Source organism: Pseudomonas sp. ABa2 (assembly GCF_056676075.1).
This window is the reverse complement of sequence record NZ_CM155239.1, coordinates 1148576-1167100: the sequence shown is the minus strand read 5'-3', so window position 1 is coordinate 1167100 and position 18525 is coordinate 1148576. Positions and strand designations below refer to the sequence as shown.

General features: G+C 64.9%; 22 protein-coding genes and 1 tRNA gene. 4 read left to right on the top strand and 19 right to left on the bottom strand.

The window, feature by feature from the left end; translation table 11 throughout:
• Positions 1-22: 22 nt before the first annotated feature.
• The 11 genes from ndk to trmJ form a co-directional block, all read right to left on the bottom strand.
• Positions 23-454 carry a nucleoside-diphosphate kinase gene (ndk, locus tag AC1G9C_RS05565; protein ID WP_017675177.1) on the bottom strand — a complete coding sequence of 144 codons (432 nt, stop codon included), beginning with the start codon at positions 452-454 and terminating at the stop codon, positions 23-25.
• A 100-nt stretch (positions 455-554) separates the two neighbouring features.
• The gene (iscX, locus tag AC1G9C_RS05560) at positions 555-755 is read right to left on the bottom strand and encodes a Fe-S cluster assembly protein IscX (protein ID WP_021442757.1); all 201 of its coding nucleotides are present in this window, start codon (positions 753-755) and stop codon (positions 555-557) included.
• Positions 756-768: 13 nt separating this feature from the next.
• Entirely contained in the window at positions 769-1110 is a 342-nt protein-coding gene (gene fdx, locus AC1G9C_RS05555) for an ISC system 2Fe-2S type ferredoxin (RefSeq protein WP_021442758.1), read from the bottom strand.
• A gap of 4 nt (positions 1111-1114) precedes the next feature.
• Positions 1115-2980, bottom strand: coding sequence for a Fe-S protein assembly chaperone HscA (hscA, locus tag AC1G9C_RS05550; RefSeq protein ID WP_480409652.1), 1866 nt, complete (start codon positions 2978-2980; stop codon positions 1115-1117).
• A gap of 45 nt (positions 2981-3025) precedes the next feature.
• A complete protein-coding gene (gene hscB / locus AC1G9C_RS05545) occupies positions 3026-3547 on the bottom strand; it encodes a co-chaperone HscB (protein ID WP_457787826.1) in 522 nt (173 codons plus the stop codon).
• Between the two features lie 9 nt (positions 3548-3556).
• Positions 3557-3880 carry an iron-sulfur cluster assembly protein IscA gene (iscA, locus tag AC1G9C_RS05540; RefSeq protein WP_021442761.1) on the bottom strand — a complete coding sequence of 108 codons (324 nt, stop codon included), beginning with the start codon at positions 3878-3880 and terminating at the stop codon, positions 3557-3559.
• Positions 3881-3894: 14 nt separating this feature from the next.
• Positions 3895-4281, bottom strand: a complete 387-nt coding sequence (iscU, locus tag AC1G9C_RS05535; RefSeq protein ID WP_003246233.1) for a Fe-S cluster assembly scaffold IscU — start codon at positions 4279-4281, stop codon at positions 3895-3897.
• A 43-nt stretch (positions 4282-4324) separates the two neighbouring features.
• Complete coding sequence (locus AC1G9C_RS05530; protein WP_122108834.1) at positions 4325-5539, bottom strand: IscS subfamily cysteine desulfurase; 1215 nt, start codon at positions 5537-5539, stop codon at positions 4325-4327.
• Positions 5540-5569: 30 nt separating this feature from the next.
• Positions 5570-6064, bottom strand: coding sequence for a Fe-S cluster assembly transcriptional regulator IscR (gene iscR, locus AC1G9C_RS05525; protein WP_122108835.1), 495 nt, complete (start codon positions 6062-6064; stop codon positions 5570-5572).
• Positions 6065-6200: 136 nt separating this feature from the next.
• Positions 6201-6986: a serine O-acetyltransferase gene (cysE, locus tag AC1G9C_RS05520; protein ID WP_021442764.1), complete on the bottom strand. Its 786-nt coding sequence runs from the start codon at positions 6984-6986 to the stop codon at positions 6201-6203.
• The gene (gene trmJ, locus AC1G9C_RS05515) at positions 6979-7758 is read right to left on the bottom strand and encodes a tRNA (cytosine(32)/uridine(32)-2'-O)-methyltransferase TrmJ (RefSeq protein ID WP_480410389.1); all 780 of its coding nucleotides are present in this window, start codon (positions 7756-7758) and stop codon (positions 6979-6981) included. The genes cysE and trmJ overlap by 8 nt, the downstream gene beginning before the upstream one ends.
• Before the next feature lie 145 nt (positions 7759-7903).
• Here trmJ and suhB point away from each other — a divergent pair, with 145 nt between their 5' ends.
• Positions 7904-8719 carry a type III secretion system regulator SuhB gene (suhB, locus tag AC1G9C_RS05510; protein ID WP_480409651.1) on the top strand — a complete coding sequence of 272 codons (816 nt, stop codon included), beginning with the start codon at positions 7904-7906 and terminating at the stop codon, positions 8717-8719.
• Positions 8720-8777: 58 nt separating this feature from the next.
• Here suhB and AC1G9C_RS05505 read toward each other — a convergent pair whose 3' ends face one another.
• The 6 genes from AC1G9C_RS05505 to queA all read right to left on the bottom strand — a co-directional run bounded on the left by AC1G9C_RS05505 (position 8778) and on the right by queA (position 14846).
• Positions 8778-9320: a glycine zipper 2TM domain-containing protein gene (locus AC1G9C_RS05505; RefSeq protein WP_480409650.1), complete on the bottom strand. Its 543-nt coding sequence runs from the start codon at positions 9318-9320 to the stop codon at positions 8778-8780.
• Between the two features lie 116 nt (positions 9321-9436).
• Positions 9437-10354 carry a protein translocase subunit SecF gene (secF, locus tag AC1G9C_RS05500; RefSeq protein WP_480409649.1) on the bottom strand — a complete coding sequence of 306 codons (918 nt, stop codon included), beginning with the start codon at positions 10352-10354 and terminating at the stop codon, positions 9437-9439.
• Between the two features lie 2 nt (positions 10355-10356).
• The gene (secD, locus tag AC1G9C_RS05495) at positions 10357-12225 is read right to left on the bottom strand and encodes a protein translocase subunit SecD (RefSeq protein WP_480409648.1); all 1869 of its coding nucleotides are present in this window, start codon (positions 12223-12225) and stop codon (positions 10357-10359) included.
• A 68-nt stretch (positions 12226-12293) separates the two neighbouring features.
• Complete coding sequence (gene yajC / locus AC1G9C_RS05490) at positions 12294-12626, bottom strand: preprotein translocase subunit YajC (protein WP_021442770.1); 333 nt, start codon at positions 12624-12626, stop codon at positions 12294-12296.
• A 40-nt stretch (positions 12627-12666) separates the two neighbouring features.
• Complete coding sequence (gene tgt, locus AC1G9C_RS05485; RefSeq protein ID WP_397498609.1) at positions 12667-13782, bottom strand: tRNA guanosine(34) transglycosylase Tgt; 1116 nt, start codon at positions 13780-13782, stop codon at positions 12667-12669.
• Between the two features lie 20 nt (positions 13783-13802).
• Positions 13803-14846 carry a tRNA preQ1(34) S-adenosylmethionine ribosyltransferase-isomerase QueA gene (gene queA, locus AC1G9C_RS05480; protein WP_480409647.1) on the bottom strand — a complete coding sequence of 348 codons (1044 nt, stop codon included), beginning with the start codon at positions 14844-14846 and terminating at the stop codon, positions 13803-13805.
• 112 nt (positions 14847-14958) lie between these two features.
• Here queA and AC1G9C_RS05475 point away from each other — a divergent pair.
• The 3 genes from AC1G9C_RS05475 (at position 14959) to AC1G9C_RS05465 (ending at position 16192) form a co-directional block, all read left to right on the top strand.
• Positions 14959-15043 (top strand) — tRNA-Leu (locus AC1G9C_RS05475).
• 333 nt (positions 15044-15376) lie between these two features.
• The gene (locus tag AC1G9C_RS05470) at positions 15377-15589 is read left to right on the top strand and encodes a cold-shock protein (RefSeq protein ID WP_003298189.1); all 213 of its coding nucleotides are present in this window, start codon (positions 15377-15379) and stop codon (positions 15587-15589) included.
• A 105-nt stretch (positions 15590-15694) separates the two neighbouring features.
• Complete coding sequence (locus AC1G9C_RS05465) at positions 15695-16192, top strand: RDD family protein (protein WP_397498561.1); 498 nt, start codon at positions 15695-15697, stop codon at positions 16190-16192.
• 60 nt (positions 16193-16252) lie between these two features.
• On the opposite strand, the gene lptG is transcribed toward AC1G9C_RS05465, so the two are convergent.
• A complete protein-coding gene (gene lptG, locus AC1G9C_RS05460) occupies positions 16253-17317 on the bottom strand; it encodes an LPS export ABC transporter permease LptG (protein WP_021442063.1) in 1065 nt (354 codons plus the stop codon).
• On the bottom strand, positions 17310-18434 hold the full coding sequence (lptF, locus tag AC1G9C_RS05455) for an LPS export ABC transporter permease LptF (RefSeq protein WP_021442064.1): 1125 nt from the start codon (positions 18432-18434) through the stop codon (positions 17310-17312). Before lptF ends, lptG begins: the two co-directional genes overlap by 8 nt.
• Positions 18435-18525: the final 91 nt, after the last annotated feature.

The window sequence follows — 18525 nt, the reverse complement described above, 5'->3', positions numbered from 1 at the left end:
ACCCTCGCATCTTTCGCCGTGATCAGCGAATGCGCGCGCACAGCTCGGTGGCGGAGAAGAAGTAGGCGATCTCGCGCGCAGCCGAAGCCTCGGAGTCGGAACCGTGTACGGCGTTCTCGTCGATGGACACGGCGAAGTCGGCGCGGATGGTGCCGGCAGCGGCTTCCTTCGGGTTGGTGGCGCCCATCAGCTCGCGGTTCTTGGCAACGGCGTTCTCGCCTTCCAGCACCTGCACGATGACCGGACCGGAGGTCATGAAGGCAACCAGGTCCTTGAAGAAGCCGCGCTCGCTGTGCTCGGCGTAGAAGCCAGCGGCCTCGCGCTCGGACAGCTGCACCATCTTCGACGCGACGACGCGCAGGCCGGCCTTTTCGAAACGGGTGGTGATTTCACCGATGACGTTCTTAGCGACGGCGTCAGGCTTGATGATGGAGAAAGTACGTTGAACGGCCATGTGAAGCTCCAGAAACTTAGGGTTAAAGCGAAAAATTAAACCCGCGAATTATACGCGGGTTCCGGTTAAAAGCGTAGGGCGGGCGCCATGAGCGCCTGTTTCAGTCGAGTTCTTCGATCCAGGCCGCCTGAATGGCTTCGAGCACCTTCTCGCCGCCGCGCTGCGGGTCGTCGGCGAAATCCGGCAACTCCAGCACCCAACGATGCAGATCGACGAAATTCACGTAGCGCGGGTCGACATCCGCCTTGCGTTCACTGAGCTGGATGGCGATTTCCAGCACATCGGTCCACTTCAGACTCATGCTGTTTTCCTGATCAATGCGGCGCTTCGGCCGCGTGATTGAGCGAATACTTGGGAATCTCGATGGTGAGGTCTTCCTCGCCGACTCGCGCCTGACAGGCCAGACGCGACTGCGCCTCCAGCCCCCAGGCCTTGTCCAGGTAATCCTCTTCCAGCTCGTCGGCCTCGTTCAGCGAATCGAAGCCCTCGCGCACGATGCAATGGCAGGTGGTGCAGGCACACACGCCGCCGCAGGCGCTCTCCATCTCGATATGGTGCTGGTGCGCCAACTCCAGGATGGAAACGCCGGGCTCCGCCTCGACCACCATGCCATCCGGGCAGAACCGCTCATGGGGCAGAAAAATGACCTGCGGCATCAGTTTAGTCCTCGATCTCGTTCAGATTGCGCCCGGCCAGCGCGGTTTTTACCGTCGAATCCAGGCGCCGAGCGGCGAAGGCGTCGGTCACCTGCGACAGACGCTTGCTCTGCCGCTCGATGGCCGGGCCGTCATTGCTGGCGAGCAGCTCGCGCAGCTCCTGCACCTGCAATTCGATGACCTCACGCTCCTCGGCATCGAGCAAACGCTCGCCATCGGCCTGCAGCGCCGCCTCGACCGCCTCGATCAGGCGCTGGGCGTCGACCTGCAGCTCGCGCAGGGCGCGGGCGGCCTTGTCGTCGCCGGCGTTCTGGAAGGAGTCCTGCAGCATGCGCGCGATCTCGCCATCGGTCAGGCCGTAGGACGGCTTGACCTGAATGCTCGCCTCCACCCCGGAACCCAGCTCGCGGGCGGCGACGCTGAGCAGACCGTCGGCATCGACCTGGAAGGTCACACGAATCTTCGCCGCGCCGGCCACCATCGGCGGGATGCCGCGCAGCTCGAAGCGCGCCAGGGAGCGGCAGTCGGCGATCAGTTCGCGCTCGCCCTGCAGCACGTGGATCATCATGGCCGTCTGGCCATCCTTGTAGGTGGTGAAGTCCTGCGCGCGCGCCACCGGAATGGTGGTGTTGCGCGGAATCAGCTTCTCCATCAGCCCGCCCATGGTTTCCAGGCCGAGCGACAGCGGGATCACGTCGAGCAGCAGCAGCTCTTCGCCGTCGCCGCGATGATTGCCGGCCAATGTGTCGGCCTGGATCGCGGCACCGATGGCCACCACCTGATCCGGGTCGATGTTGGTCAGCGGCGTGCGGCCGAACAGCTCGCCGACCGCTTCGCGTACCCTGGGCACCCGGGTGGAGCCGCCGACCATGACCACCGCACTGACCTCCTCCAGCTCGACGCCGGAGTCGCGCACGGCGCGGCGGCAGGCCTTGAGGCTGCGTGCCAGCATCGGCTCGATCAGCGCCTCGAACTGCGCGCGCGACAGCGTGCCGCGCCAATCGCCATGGGCCAGCTCGACGCTGTCGGCGGCGGTCAGCCCTTCCTTGGCCGCGCAGGCGGTTTGCAGCAGGCTGCGCTGGGTCGCCGGGTCGAGGTCGCTGGACAAGCCGGCCTGGCCGATGATCCAGTCCGCCACGGCGTGATCGAAATCGTCACCGCCCAGGGCGCTGTCGCCGCCGGTGGCCAGCACCTCGAACACGCCGCCGGTCAGGCGCAGGATGGAAATGTCGAAGGTACCGCCACCCAGGTCGTAGATCGCCACCACGCCCTCGGCCTTCTGATCCAGGCCGTAGGCCACGGCGGCGGCGGTCGGCTCGTTGAGCAGGCGCAATACGTTGAGGCCGGCCAGGCGCGCGGCGTCCTTGGTGGCCTGACGCTGGGCATCGTCGAAATAGGCCGGCACGGTGATCACCGCCCCGACCAGCTCGCCGTCCAGGGCCTGCTCGGCGCGCAGGCGCAGCGTCTTGAGGATTTCCGCGGAGACTTCGACGGGGCTCTTGGCGCCCTGCACCGTCTCGATAAAGGGCATATGCGACTCGCCGACCGCGAAGCGATAAGGCATCTGCTCGCCGAGCTGATGCACATCGGCGATCCCGCGGCCCATCAGGCGCTTGACCGACAGCACGGTATTGAGCGGGTCGCGGGCGGCCGCCAGCTTGGCCGACTCGCCAACCTCGACGCTGCCTTCGTGATAACGCACGGCCGACGGCAGGATGACCTTGCCCGCGGCATCGGCGATGGGCTCGGCCAGGCCGCTGCGCACGGCGGCGACCAGAGAATTGGTGGTGCCCAGGTCGATACCCACCGCCAGCCTACGCTGATGGGGTTGCGGGCTCTGCCCTGGCTCGGCGATCTGCAATAAGGCCATGGTCTTCTTGAAATCATCAGGCAGGCTGCCGGGGCAACCCACGGGTTAATCGTCGAGGCGCTCTTCTAACTGGCGCACTTCATGGGAGAGCTTGTCGAGGAACTGCATGCGGCGCATCAGGCGCTCGGCCTCCTCGCGCCGGGCGTCATCGTCCCAGCAGGCGGCGAAGCTGTCGTTGAGTTGCTCCTGCGCGCCCTTGAGGCGGCGCTTGAAGGCGGCCACGCCAGCCAGGTCGGCGTCGTCCTGCAGCTCCTCCAGCTCCTCGCGCAACTGCATCTGCTGCAGGAGGAAGTCCGGATCCTGCACCGTCACCTCCAGCGGCAGCTCGGGGCCACTCAGGGCCAGCAGGTAGCGCGCACGCCGCGACGGCGTCTTCAGCACCTGGTAGGCCTCGTTGAGGCTGGCCGAGCGCTCCAGCGCCAGGCGCTGCTCGCGCTCGCCGGCGTCGGCGAAACGATCCGGGTGAACCTGGCGCGCCAGCTCGCGATAGCGCGCGGCCAATTGCTCAAGATCGAGACGAAAACTCGGCTGCAGCTCGAACAGGGCGAAATGACAAGGAGTACCCACGCGATAGCCTCAGACGTTGAAGCTCTCGCCGCAGCCGCATTCGCCGCGCACGTTGGGGTTATTGAACTTGAAGCCCTCGTTGAGGCCTTCCTTGACGAAGTCCAGCTCGGTGCCGTCGAGGTACACCAGGCTCTTGGGGTCGATGATCACCTTGACGCCGTGACTCTCGAACACCTGGTCCTCGGCCGCCAGCTCGTCGACGAACTCGAGCACGTAGGCCAGACCCGAACAACCGGTGGTGCGCACACCGAGGCGAATGCCCTCGCCCTTGCCGCGCCCATCGAGGGAACGCTGCACGTGGCGAGCCGCCGCTTCAGACATGGTGATGGCCATTGCAAACCTCGTCTTTAGAGCAAGCCTTTCTTCTGCTTGTAATCGCGCACGGCCGCCTTGATGGCGTCCTCGGCGAGCACCGAGCAGTGTATCTTCACCGGCGGCAACGCCAGTTCCTCAGCCAGCTGGGTATTCTTGATGCTCTCGGCCTCGTCCAGGGTCTTGCCCTTCATCCACTCGGTGGCGAGGGAGCTGGAAGCGATGGCCGAACCGCAGCCATAGGTCTTGAACTTGGCGTCTTCGATCACGCCGCTCTCGTTGACCTTGATCTGCAGGCGCATCACGTCGCCGCAGGCCGGCGCACCGACCATGCCGGTGCCGACGTCCGGGTCTTCGGCATTCAGTTTGCCGACATTGCGCGGGTTCTCGTAGTGGTCAATGACCTTGTCACTGTAAGCCATGGTGCTATTCCTCTCTCATCAGGTGCCGCTCTTCGGGCAGCTATCAGTGTGCTGCCCATTCCACGGAGGAAAGGTCGACACCTTCTTTGAACATATCCCACAGGGGCGACAGTTCGCGCAGCTTATCCACCGCCTCGCGCACCTTGGCGGCGGCGTAGTCGACTTCCTCTTCGGTGGTGAAGCGGCCGAAGGTGAAGCGGATCGAGCTGTGCGCCAGTTCGTCATTGCGGCCCAGGGCGCGCAGCACGTAGGACGGCTCCAGGGAAGCCGAGGTGCAGGCGGAACCGGACGACACGGCGAGGTCCTTGAGCGCCATGATCAGCGACTCGCCCTCGACGTAGTTGAAACTCAGGTTGAGGTTGTGCGGCACGCGCTGGGTCAGGCTGCCGTTGACGTACAGCTCTTCCATGCCTTCGAGCTGGCGGTAGAAACGATCGCGCAGGGCTTTGACGCGCTGGTTTTCCGCAGCCATTTCTTCCTTGGCGATACGGAAGGCCTCGCCCATGCCGACGCACTGGTGGGTGGCCAAGGTGCCGGAGCGCATGCCGCGCTCGTGGCCGCCGCCGTGGGTCTGGGCCTCCAGGCGCACACGCGGCTTGCGCCGTACGTAGAGGGCGCCGACGCCTTTCGGGCCGTAGGTCTTGTGCGCGGAGAAGGACATCAGGTCGACCTTGAGCTTGTCCAGGTCGATCTCCACCTTGCCGGTGGACTGCGCCGCATCGACATGCAACAGCACGCCGCGCGAGCGGGTCAGCTCGCCGATGGCGGCGATGTCGTTGATGGTGCCGATCTCGTTGTTGACATGCATCACCGACACCAGCGTGGTGTCGTCGCGCAGCGCGGCCTCGACCATGGCCGGGGTGATCAGGCCGTCTTCGCCGGGCTCCAGGTAGGTGACCTCGAAACCTTCGCGTTCGAGCTGGCGGGTGGTGTCCAGCACCGCCTTGTGCTCGATCTTCGAGGTGACGATGTGCTTGCCCTTGCTGGCGTAGAAGTGCGCCACGCCCTTGATGGCGAGGTTGTCGGACTCGGTCGCGCCGCTGGTCCAGACGATCTCGCGCGGGTCGGCACCCACCAGTTCGGCGACCTGGCGGCGAGCGTTTTCCACCGCCTCTTCGGCCTTCCAGCCGAACACGTGGGAACGCGAAGCCGGGTTGCCGAAGTTACCATCGACCAGCAGGCACTCGCTCATCTTCTGCGCCACACGCGGATCGACCGGGGTGGTAGCGGAGTAATCGAGGTAAATCGGCAATTTCATCAGGCTTCTCCTATCAGGCAAACGCCCTGCTCATTCGACGGCGGACGCTTCAATCTTGTCCAGGTGTGGCACGGTCCTGCCAGTACAGCGCCGCTGATCCTGGCGCAGCGCGACTTCCTGCACCTCGCGGCGCGCGACCAGATCGGCCAGGCTGATGCCACTGAGGAACTCGTGAATCTGCTGACTGAGGTCGCACCACAGATGATGGGTCAGGCAGGTGTCGCCGGCATGGCAATCGCCCTGCCCCTGGCAACGGGTGGCATCCACCGACTCGTTGACCGCATCGATCACCTGGGCCACCTGGATGCCGCGCATATCGCGCGACAGCTGATAGCCACCGCCCGGCCCGCGCACACTGGACACCAGATTGCCGCGCCGCAGCTTGGCGAACAGTTGCTCCAGGTAGGACAGGGAGATACCTTGCCGCTCGGAAATATCGGCCAGGGATACGGGACCGTGCTGCGCGTGCAACGCCAGATCGAGCATGGCGGTAACGGCGTAACGGCCTTTGGTGGTCAGTCGCATGGCTCTACCACGAATCACTGAATTGCGGCGAAGTATGCGATTCCCGAGTATTTAAGTCAACTATAAGACCTATTGATTTACTCGGGATTGAGCGCGAAAAGAGGCGGCATCATAGCAAAGACCGCCTCGCCGCGCATCAGGCCGCCGGCTTGTCGCCCTGCTGCTGGTCCTTGCACACCTCGGCGAAGTCCTCGTCGCGCAGCACCGGCAGGTCCTTGGCGCAATAGTCGCTACCCAGGGCGGTGAGCGCCTTGCACATGCCCTCCAGACGGCCGTCGACCGCATGCAGGTGATCGAGCAACTGGCCGATGGCGCGCGCCACCGGGTCCGGCATGTCCTGACCGACGCCATAGGCATCGAAGCCGATCTTCTCGGCCATCGCCTGACGCTTGGCCTCCTGCTCGTCGTCGGACTTGACGATGATCTTGCCGGGAATCCCCACCGCGGTGGCGCCGGCCGGTACTTCCTTGGTCACCACGGCATTGGAGCCGATCTTGGCACCGGCGCCGACAGTGAACGGACCGAGCACCTTGGCCCCGGCGCCGACCACCACGCCGTCCTCCAGGGTCGGGTGGCGCTTACCCTTGTTCCAGCTAGTGCCGCCCAGGGTCACACCCTGATAGAGCGTGACGTCGTTGCCGATCTCGGCGGTCTCGCCGATGACGATGCCCATGCCGTGGTCGATGAAGAAACGCCGACCGATCTTCGCCCCCGGATGAATCTCGATACCGGTCAGCCAGCGGCCGAAGTTGGACACCACCCGCGCCAGCCACTTCCAGCCCGAGCGCCACAGGGCGTGGGCAACGCGATGCAGCCAGACCGCATGCAGACCCGGGTAGCAGGTGACCACCTCGAAGGCGTTGCGCGCCGCCGGATCGCGGTGAAACACGCTCTGGATATCTTCTCGCATGCGCTCAAACATCGGACTTCCCCTGCTTGTGAGGCTCACCGCGCACGGCCTTCTCGGTCTCAGTGAGAATGCCGCGCAGGATATTCATTTCCAATTTGCTCACCGCACTGCGCCCATACAGGCGACGCAGACGGGTCATCAGGTGCCGCGGCTTCAGCGGATCGAGGAAACCGATCATCACCAGCACCCGCTGCAGGTGGCCGTAGAAGGACTCCAGCTCATCCGCCGTAGCCGCCTGGGAATTGAGCATGGCAGTGGTTTCCAGCTTCTCCACCTTGGTCGGCAGATTCTGCGCCGCCAGCCAGGCCATGCGCACTTCGTAGGCCAGCACCTGCACCGCCGCCGCCAGGTTCAGCGAACTGAACTCGGGATTGGACGGGATATGCACGTGGTACTGGCAGCGCTGCAGCTCCTCGTTGGTCAGCCCGGCGTACTCGCGACCGAACACCAACGCCACCTCGCCGCCGGAGGCAGCCTGCTCACAACTGGTCACCCCGCACTCGCGCGGATCGAGCAGCGGCCAGGGAATGCGCCGATCCCGCGCACTGGTGCCGATCACCAGGCTGCAGCCGACCAGCGCCTCCTCCAGCGTGCCGACCACCAGCGCCGCATCGAGGATATCCGTGGCGCCGGAGGCGCGCGCCACCGCCTCGCCGCTGGGAAAATCCTCGGGATCTACCAGCACCAGACGCGACAGGCCCATGTTCTTCATCGCCCGCGCCGCGCCGCCGATATTGCCCGGATGACTGGTGTTGACCAAAACCACGCGAATATTGTCCAGCAACGCAGGCACTCTCAGAGACGACAAGGGGGCAACGATCTTACCCAAGCCCTCGGATTAATGCCATGCGGCGTACAGACGGCACTGCATCCGCCGGACTTTTCTGCTAACATGGCCGGCTTTCTTTAACGCCCCAGGTGAACCTTCCATGCAGCCCATGCTGAATATCGCCCTGCGCGCCGCTCGCAGCGCCGGTGAAATGATCTTTCGCTCCATCGAGCGCCTGGACGTCATCTCGGTCGACGAGAAGGATGCCAAGGATTACGTCACCGAGGTCGATCGCGCCGCCGAACTGATGATCGTCCAGGCCATTCGCAAGGCCTACCCGACCCACAGCTTCCTCGGCGAGGAAGGCGGTGCACTGGAAGGCAGCGGCGAAGGCGCCGACTACCAGTGGATCATCGACCCGCTGGACGGCACCACCAACTTCATCCGCGGCGTGCCGCACTTCGCCATCAGCATCGCCTGCAAGTACCGCGGCCGCCTGGAGCACGCCATCGTGCTCGACCCGGTGCGCCAGGAAGAATTCACCGCCAGCCGCGGCCGCGGCGCCGCCCTCAATGGCCGCCGCCTGCGCGTGAGCAACCGCAAGAGCCTGGACGGCGCCCTGCTCGGCACCGGCTTCCCGTTCCGCGACGGCCAGCTCGATCACCTGGACAACTACCTGAACATGTTCCGCAGCCTGGTCGGCCAGACCGCCGGCCTGCGCCGCGCCGGCGCCGCCAGCCTGGACCTGGCCTACGTCGCCGCCGGTCGCTACGACGCGTTCTGGGAGTTCGGCCTGTCCGAGTGGGACATGGCCGCCGGCGCCCTGCTGATTCAGGAAGCAGGCGGCCTGGTCAGCGACTTCAGCGGCGGCCACGAATTCCTCGAGAAGGGCCAGATCGTCGCCGGCAACACCAAGTGCTTCAAGGCCGTGCTGACCGCCATCCAGCCGCACCTAGCACCGTCGATGAAGCGCTGAACACCAGTCGCCCGACAATAAAAAAACGCCCCGAGGGGCGTTTTTTTATGAACGGCGATTATTGCGCCTGCTGCACCAGCACCAGCTCGCCCTGCTTGTTAACCGGAATCTGAGCGCCCGGATCGCGGTCCATGCGCACGGTGCCGACCTGCTCGCCCAGCTGATACTTGACGTCGTACCCCACCAGCTTCTCGCTGGTGTCGGTCACGGTGTTGCAGCGGGTTTCGGTGGTGGTGTAGGTGTCGCGCGCCTGCATGCCCTCCTGGATCTTGTTGCCGGCGTAGCCGCCGCCGACCGCACCGGCCACGGTGGCGATCTTCTTGCCGGTGCCGCCGCCGACCTGATTGCCCAGCAGACCGCCGGCGATGGCGCCGATGGCGGTGCCGGCGATCTGGTGCTGATCCTTGACCGGCGCCTGACGGGTGACGGTGACGTCCTTGCACACCTCGCGCGGCGTCTTGATGGTTTCCTTGACCGGGGTCACCGCCAGCACTTCGGCATACTGCGGGCCGCGATCGACCAGGCTGTAAGTGGCAACCGCGCCGCCAGCGGTAACGCCGACAGCGCCCAGCACGGTACCGATCAACATCGACTTGTTCATGATTCTCTCCTAGGCTCGGCGACTCGCGCCTTTCTCCTTGCCTAGGACAGCAGAAGGCCGCGACAAGTTCGCCCTGTCGCGGCCCGCGTGCGCATTACATGAAGCAGGTCACAGCCTCAGGGGCGCCCGTCGTCGGCCTCGGCTTCGACGGCCGGCGGAATCAGATCCTCGACGCTCAGTTTCAACCAGATCAGCACCACGGCGCCGATGTACACCGACGAGTAGGTACCCACCACCACGCCGACCAGCAGGGTCAGGGCGAAGGCCGCCAGCACGTCGCCGCCGAAGAACAGCAGCGCCAGCAGGGCCAGCGCGGTGGACAACGAGGTGGCGATGGTGCGCAGCAGGGTCTGGGTGATCGAGATGTCGATGTTCTCGACCAGCGACGCCTTGCGCAGCATGCGGAAGTTCTCGCGGATGCGGTCGTAGATGATGATGGTGTCGTTCAGCGAGTAACCGATCATCGCCAGTACCGCCGCCAGCACGGTCAGGTCGAAGGGAATCTGGAAGAACGCCAGCACGCCAAGGGTGATCACCACGTCGTGCACCAGGGAGGCGATGGCGCCGACGCCGAATTTCCACTGGAAGCGAAACGCCAGGTACAGCAGGATGCCGCCCAGCGCCAGGAGCATGGCGATGCCGCCCTGGTCGCGCAGTTCCTCACCCACCTGCGGACCGACGAACTCGACCCGCTTGACCTCGAACTCGGTGGTGCTGTCGACCTTGCGCAGGGCCTCGGCCACCCGGTTGCCCAGGTCGGGGTCATCGCCCGCCAGGCGCACCAGCACATCGGTGCTGGCGCCGAAGTTCTGCACCACGGCGTCGGCGTAACCGGCCTGGCCCAGCTCGCGTTTGATCAGCTCGAGGTCGGCCGGCTGCTCGTATTGCAGCTCGATCAGGGTACCGCCGGTGAAATCCAGACCGAAGTTCAGACCCTTGGCGAACAGCGCCCCGAGCCCGACCAGGGTGAGCACCAGGGTCATGGTAAAGGCGATGTTGCGCACCGCCATGAAACGAATGGTTGACTTGATCATGGCTAGATCCACAGCTTCTTGAAGTTACGGCCACCGAAGATCAGGTTGACCAGGCCACGGGTGAACATGATGGCGGTGAACATCGAAGTGACGATGCCCAGCGACATGGTCACCGCGAAGCCCTTGACCGGGCCGGTGCCCATGGCGAACAGGATGCCGCCGACCAGCAGGGTGGTCAGGTTACTGTCGAGAATTGCCGAGAAGGCGCGGTCGAAACCCTCGTGGATGGCGCGCTGCACGGGCAGGCCATTGGCCAGTTCCTCGCGGATACGCGAGAAGATCAGCACGTTGGCGTCCACCGCCATGCCCAGGGTCAGCACGATACCGGCGATGCCCGGCAGGGTCAGGGTGGCGCCGATGGCCGACATCAGACCGACCAGCAACACCAGGTTGAACGCCAGCGCGACGGTCGCCAGCACCCCGAAGAAGCGGTAGATGGCGATGATGAACAGCGCCACGAAGATCATCGCCCACTCGGTGGATTCGATGCCCTTGGCGATGTTCTCGGCACCCAGGCTCGGACCGATGGTGCGCTCCTCGGCGAAGTACATCGGCGCCGCCAGGCCGCCGGCACGCAGCAGCAGAGCCAGCTCGGAGGATTCGCCCTGGCCGTTGAGGCCGGTGATGCGGAACTGGCTGCCCAAAGGCGACTGGATGGTCGCCAGGCTGATGATCTTCTTCTCCTCGACGAAGGACGATACGGCCACTTCCTGCTCGACACCGTCGACCACCTGACGCACGTAGCGGGTCACCGGCTTCTGCTCGATGAAGATCACCGCCATGCTGCGCCCCACGTTGTTGCGCGTGGCACGGTTCATCAGGTCGCCGCCGTGGCCGTCGAGACGGATATTGACCTGCGGCCGGCCGTTCTCGTCGAAGCTGGCCTGGGCGTCGGTGACCTGGTCGCCGGTGATGATCAGCTCGCGCTCGAGCTGCACCGGCGGCCGGCCTTCCTCGCGGAAACCGAAGGTTTCGGTGGCGCCGCGCGGCGCGTCGAAATCGGCCTGCAGGCGGAATTCCAGGTTGGCGGTCTTGCCGAGGATGCGCTTGGCTTCGGCGGTGTCCTGCACGCCCGGCAGCTCGACCACGATACGGTTGGCACCCTGACGCTGCACCAGCGGCTCGGCCACGCCGAGTTCGTTGACCCGGTTGCGCACTGTGGTGAGGTTCTGCTTGATCGAGTACTCGCGAATCTCGGCGATCTTCGCCGCGGTCAGGCCGAGTTGCAGCACCTGCTGACCACCGCGCTCGACGGTGGTGATCTCGAAATCGTTGAAGTCCTTGCGGATCAGGCGCTGAGCCTGCTCCAGCGCATCGCTGTCGGCGAAGCCGAGCTGAATGCGACCGTCCTGTTCCGGCATGCTGCGGTAGCGAATGCGATCCTTGCGCAGCAGGCTCTTGATCTCGCCTTCGTAGACCTTGCGCCGTACATCCAGCGCCTTGTCCATGTCGACTTCCAGCAGGAAGTGCACGCCGCCGGACAGGTCCAGGCCCAATTTCATCGGGCTGGCGCCGAGGCTGCGCAGCCAGTCGGGGGTGGTCTGCGCCAGGTTCAGCGCCACCACGTAGTCGTCGCCGAGGGCGCGGCGGACCACGTCCTTGGCCGGCAGCTGGTCATCCTGCTTGGTCAGACGGATCAGGCCAGTGCGGCCGCGTTCGTCGAGGCCGATGTCCTTGACCGCGATGCCGGCATCCTGCAGCGCCTTGCCGGCACGATCGAGATCGGCCTGCTCGATGCTCAGCGCCGAGCTGGCGCCGCTGATCTGCACGGCCGGATCGTCCGGATAGAGATTGGGGATGGAGTACACCAGGCCGACGGCCAATACGGCCAGAATCAGCAGGTACTTCCACAGAGGGTATTTATTGAGCATGAACGAGCCGCCCGCTTATGACGCGGGGCGCTAAAAGCGCCCCGTCGAGTGGAAAACTAACAACCGAATCAGATGGCTTTCAGCGTGCCCTTGGGCAGGGTGGCGGCGATGGCCTGCTTCTGGAACTTCAGCTCGACGCTGTCGGAAACCTCGATCACCACGAAATCGTCGGCCACCTTGGTCACCTTGCCGGCGATACCGCCGCTGGTCACCACCTCGTCGCCCTTCTGCAGGCTGCCGAGCAGGTTCTTGTGCTCCTTGGCGCGCTTGGCCTGGGGACGCCAGATCATCAGGTAGAAGATGACCAGAAAGCCGATCAGGAACACCCACTCGAAGCCGCTACCGGCAGGGCCGGCAGCCGGAGCGGTGTCAGCGTAGGCGGCGGGGATGAAAAAGCTCATGTATCACTCCTAATGGAAAGGATGTTGAATCGTTCGGGAATCAGTCCAGCGGCGGCACGGGCAGGCCGCGCTTGGCATAGAAGCTTTCGACAAAGGCGGCCAATGTACCCTGTCCGATAGCCTCGCGCAAACCAGCCATAACCCGCTGATAATGCCGCAAGTTATGGATGGTATTGAGCATGCTACCGAGCATTTCGCCGCACTTGTCCAGGTGATGCAGGTAGGCGCGGGAGAAGTGTTTGCAGGTGTAACAGTCGCAGCTCGGATCCAGCGGCGAGTCGTCGTGCTTGTGCACGGCATTGCGGATCTTCACCACGCCGCTATCGACGAACAGGTGGCCGTTGCGTGCGTTGCGCGTCGGCATCACGCAGTCGAACATGTCCACCCCGCGGCGCACGCCCTCCACCAGGTCTTCCGGCTTGCCCACGCCCATCAGGTAGCGCGGCTTGTCGGCCGGCATCTGCGGCGGCAGGAAGTCCAGTACGCGGATCATCTCCTCCTTCGGCTCGCCCACCGACAGACCGCCGATGGCCAGGCCGTCGAAGCCGATCTCGCACAGCCCTTCCAGCGAGCGCATGCGCAACTCTTCGTGCATGCCGCCCTGGACGATGCCGAACAGCGCCGCCGTGCTCTCGCCATGCGCGGTCTTGGAACGCTTGGCCCAACGCAGCGACAGCTCCATGGAGCGCTTGGCCACGTCGAACTCGGCCGGGTACGGCGTGCATTCGTCGAAGATCATCACGATGTCCGAGCCCAGGTCGCGCTGTACCTGCATCGACTCTTCCGGGCCCATGAACACCTTGGCGCCATCAACCGGCGAGGCGAAGTACACGCCCTCCTCCTTGATCTTGCGCATCGCGCCCAGGCTGAACACCTGAAAACCGCCGGAGTCGGTGAGGATCGGCCCCTGCCACTGCATGAAGTCGTGCAGGTCGCCGTGCTTCTTGATCACTTCCATGCCCGGGCGCAGCCACAGGTGGAAGGTGTTGCCGAGGATGATCTGCGCGCCGATATCCTCGACGTCGCGCGGCAGCATGCCCTTGACCGTGCCGTAGGTGCCCACCGGCATGAAGGCCGGGGTCTCGACCACGCCACGGGGGAAGGTCAGCCGGCCTCGACGGGCCTTGCCGTCGGTAGCGAGCAACTCGAAGGACATGCGACAGGTGCGCGACATACTCAAACCTCGGGCCCGCGCGCGGCGGGATTGCGGGTGATGAACATGGCATCACCGTAACTGAAGAAGCGATAGCCCTGCGCCACGGCCGCGCGGTAGGCGGCCATGGTCTCGGCGTAGCCGGCGAAGGCCGACACCAGCATCAGCAGGGTCGACTCGGGCAAATGGAAATTGGTCACCAGGGCATCGACCACATGGAACGGGCGGCCCGGGTAGATGAAGATGTCGGTGTCGCCGCTGAAGGCTTTCAGCTCGCCATCGCGCGCCGCCGTCTCCAGCGAGCGCACGCTGGTGGTGCCCACCGCAATCACCCGACCGCCGCGCGCCCGGCAGGCGGCCACGGCGTCGACCACGTCCTGACCGACCTCTAGCCATTCGCTGTGCATATGGTGGTCTTCGATGCGCTCGACACGCACCGGCTGGAAGGTGCCGGCACCGACGTGCAGGGTGACGAAGGCGGTGTCCACGCCCTTGGCGCGGATCGCCGCCAGCAGCTCGTCGTCGAAATGCAACCCGGCGGTGGGCGCCGCCACCGCACCGGCCTTCTCGGCGTAGACGGTCTGGTAGCGCTCGCGGTCGGCCTCGTCGTCCGGCCTGTCTATATAAGGCGGCAGCGGCATATGACCGACGCGTTCGAGCAACGGCAGCACCGGCTCGGTAAAGCGCAGCTCGAACAGGGCGTCGTGACGCGCGACCATCTCGGCCTCGCCGCCACCATCGACGAAAATCTGCGAACCGGGCTTGGGCGATTTGCTGGAACGCACGTGCGCCAGCACGCGGTGCTGATCCAGCACCCGCTCCACCAGCACCTCGAGCTTGCCGCCGGAGGCCTTCTGGCCGAACAACCGCGCCGGAATCACCCGGGTATTGTTGAACACCATCAGATCGCCGGCGCGCAGATGGCCGAGCAGGTCGGTGAACTGGCCGTGGCGCAGTTCGCCGCTGGGCCCGTCCAGTTGCAGCAGACGGCTGGCCCGACGTTCGGCCAGGGGATGACGGGCGATCAACGACTCGGGAAGATCGAAGTGGAAATCGGCAACACGCATGATCGGAGGGGGCAATTCTGCAGGGCGGCAAAGCTTACCGGAATTCCCCCAAACTGGCCACGCACGCCGATTGACCGGACTCTGAGGCATCCCTATACTGCGCCGCCATCGTGCCCCGGTGGCGGAATCGGTAGACGCGGCGGATTCAAAATCCGTTTTCGAAAGGAGTGGGAGTTCGAGTCTCCCCCGGGGCACCAGCTTAGAGCCCGCAAGACCTTGGTCTTGCGGGCTTTTTCATACCCGCGCCAGGGACTTCGCGCCGTACCGCACAAGTGCTGCAACTGCACTTTCCCAGCCCCTCGGCGAGCCCCGTAAAACCTGGCCAACAGCCGCGCCGGCGGGGGTTGGCAATTGCGCAAAAGTTAGCGTAGAGTGATTGCACTGTTTGCATGGGTCGCTGTGAATCGTGACCTGGTGCAGTAGATCATCAAGATCCGCTACATCCCGCTCGACTTCTATTACTCCTTGCAACCAGTCTCAGCCCTCTATAGTTAGAGGCTGTCATCAACTCTAGTTTCAAGGAAAAAGACATGTCGAATCGTCAGAACGGTACCGTCAAGTGGTTTAACGACGAGAAAGGTTTTGGTTTTATCACTCCCGAGAGCGGTCCGGATCTGTTCGTGCACTTCCGCGCGATCGAAGGCAATGGTTTCAAGAGCCTGAAAGAAGGTCAGAAAGTCAGCTTCGTCGCTGTGCAAGGTCAAAAAGGCATGCAGGCCGACCAGGTTCAGATCCTGGGCTGATCGCCGCTGCTTTGAAGAACCCCTGATGCTGCATCGGGGGTTTTTTTATGCCTGTGGAAAAGTCGCGGTTAGAATGGCGCGCCCTATCGTCACAGCGAGCCCATCATGCCGAGACACCAGCTGCGCCCGCAGGGGGACTTCCCCACTGCCGGCCTGATCCGTCGCCTGGCGGCGATTTTCTACGACTTCCTGCTCTGCGTCGCGCTGATCATGGTGGTCACCCTGATCTATCAGCAGGGCATCCTGCGCCTGATCCACGGCAGCGAGACCCTGCTGGCCATGGCCGAAGCCGGCGCCCTGGACAACGACCCGATCCTGGCCAGCCTGGTGCTGCTCAGCCTGTTCGCCTTCTTCGCCAAGTTCTGGACCCACAACGGCCAGACCCTAGGCATGCAGGCCTGGGGCCTGCGCATCCAGAACGCCGACGGCAGCGCCATCGACCTGTGGCAGGCGCTGCTGCGCTTCGTGGTCGCCATCGGCTCCTGGCTGTTCGCCGGCCTCGGTTTTCTCTGGATGCTGTGGGACAAACAGGGCCGCACCTGGCACGACATTTACTCCGACAGCCGCGTGGTGCAGCTGCCGAAGAATATCCACAAGAAGTAGCGCGGCGCAGGCAGAAAAAAGCCGGCTCTGATAGCCGGCTTTTTCATGCGCACGCGCAGCTCAGCCCGCACGCCTCAGCAGCCACACCCCGGCCAGCGCGCAGATCCCCGCCGGCACCAGCACCGCCAGCAGCGGCGAGAAGCCGAACACCAGACTGGACGGCCCGAGCAGGTCCTGGGCGATGCGGAACACGAAGCCCACCAGCACGCCGGTGAACACCCGCTGCCCCAGGGTCACCGAGCGCAGCGGGCCGAAGATGAAGGAAATCGCCATCAACACCAGCGCGCCGGTCACCAGCGGCTGCAGCACCTTGCTCCAGAACGCCAGCCAGTAGCGGGCGTTGTTCAGGCCCTGCTCGCCCAGGTAGTGGATGTACTGCCACAGGCCGCTGACCGACAGCGACTCTGGCTCCATCACCACGGTGCTGAGCAGTTGCGGGCTCAATTCGATGTCCCAGCGCTCCTCGGGACTCTTGACCACCTCGGTGGCGCCTTCGCGGAAGTGGGTGGTCTGCACATTGCGCAACACCCAGTGATCGCCGCGGTGCTCGGCGCGCCGTGCAAAGCTGGCGGACTGCATGCGCCGTTCGTCGTCGAAGCGGTAGCGGGTCACCCCGAGCAGCAGGCCATTGGGTTGCACGGCGTTGATATGCACGTACTCCTGCCCCTGACGGTGCCACATGCCGCGCTTGGAGCTCTGCGCGGCGCCGCCGCCCTGGGCCAGGGCGCGGTCGGCCTGGGCCTGGTTCTCGGTCAGCGGCGCGACGTACTCGCCGACCAGAATGCCGGCCAGCATCAGCACCAGCATGGGCTTCATCACGGCCCAGACGATGCGGCCGATGGACACCCCGGCGGCGCGCATGATGGTCAGTTCGCTGTTGCTGGCCAGGCTGCCGAGGCCGATCAGGCAGCCGATCAGCGCCGCCATCGGCAGCATCTCGTAGGCACGCCGCGGCGCGGTCAGCAGCACGTACCAGAGCGCCTGGCCGACGCCGTAGTCGCCCTTGTTGAGGTCGCCCAGCTCGTCGATGAAGGCGAACAGCAGGGCCAGGCCGAGGATGATGCCCAGCACCGCGAGAATGGCCAGGAACACCTGGGTGCCGATGTACCTATCCAGCTTAGCCATGGGCCACCTCCACTGCCGCAGCGCGGCGGCCGGCCCACCACAGGCTCAATTGTTCCCAGTACAGCAGCAGCACACCGATCGCCAGGAAGATGCCATGCACCCACCACAGCCCCAGCCCGGGCGGCAGCTTGCCCTTGTCCAGCGCGCCGCGGGCCGCGATCAGCAGACCCAGATAGGCCATATACAGGAAGATTGCCGGCAACAGCTTGAGGAAGCGCCCCTGGCGCGGGTTGACCTTCGACAGCGGTACCGCCAGCAGGGTGACCACGAACACCAGCAGCGGAATCGACAGGCGCCACTGCAGTTCGGCCTGCAGGCGCGGATCATCGCTGCCCAGCAGCTCGCGGGTCGGCATCGCCTCGCGCTCGCTGGCCTCGATGGCCACCTCCGGCTTGGGCAGCAGCACGCCGTAGGTGTCGTACTGGATGGCGCGGTAATCGGCTTCGCCCGGCTCGCCGTCGTAGCGGTAGCCGTTCTCCAGGATCAGGTAGCGACTGCCGTCGGCCTGGATTTCCTGGCGCCCGCTCTCGGCCACCAGCACGGTGATGCCGCGTTCGGATCGACCGTCGGCGGAGAAGCGCTTCTCCGACATGAACACCCCGCGCAACTCGCTGCGGTCGGCCGACAGCTCCTGCGAATAGGTCACCCGCGAGCCGTCCTTCATCGACTGGAAGCGCCCCGGTACCAGGGTGTCCAGCTCGGTCAGGGCATCCTGTTCGTTGAGAATGCGCGACACCTCGGCCACCCCCTGCGGCGCCAGGCCCATGCTCAACCAGCCGGCCAGCAGGGCGACGATCAGCGCCGGCGCCATGCTGTAGGCGGTCAGCCGTTGCTGGCTGACGCCGGTGGCCGAGAGCACGGTCATTTCGCTGTCGAGATAGAGACGGCCATAGGCCAGGAGGAAACCGAGGAACAGGCCCAACGGCAGGATCAGCTGGAGGAAGCCGGGAATCCGGTACCCCATGATCAGAAACAGCACGCCGGGGTCCAGCGCCCCCTGCGCGGCCTGCGCCAGGTACTTGATGAAACGGCCGCTCATGATGATCACCAGCAGCACGGCGCTCACCGCACTGAGGGTTACCAGCACTTCGCGGGACAGATAACGGAAGACGATCAAACCGGACGCTCCAGGGTTGTCAGGCTCGGGCGCGAACGCTCACACTAGCCGCACCTTTGCCGGCCCGCCTTGCGGCGGGCCCTCGAAAAAA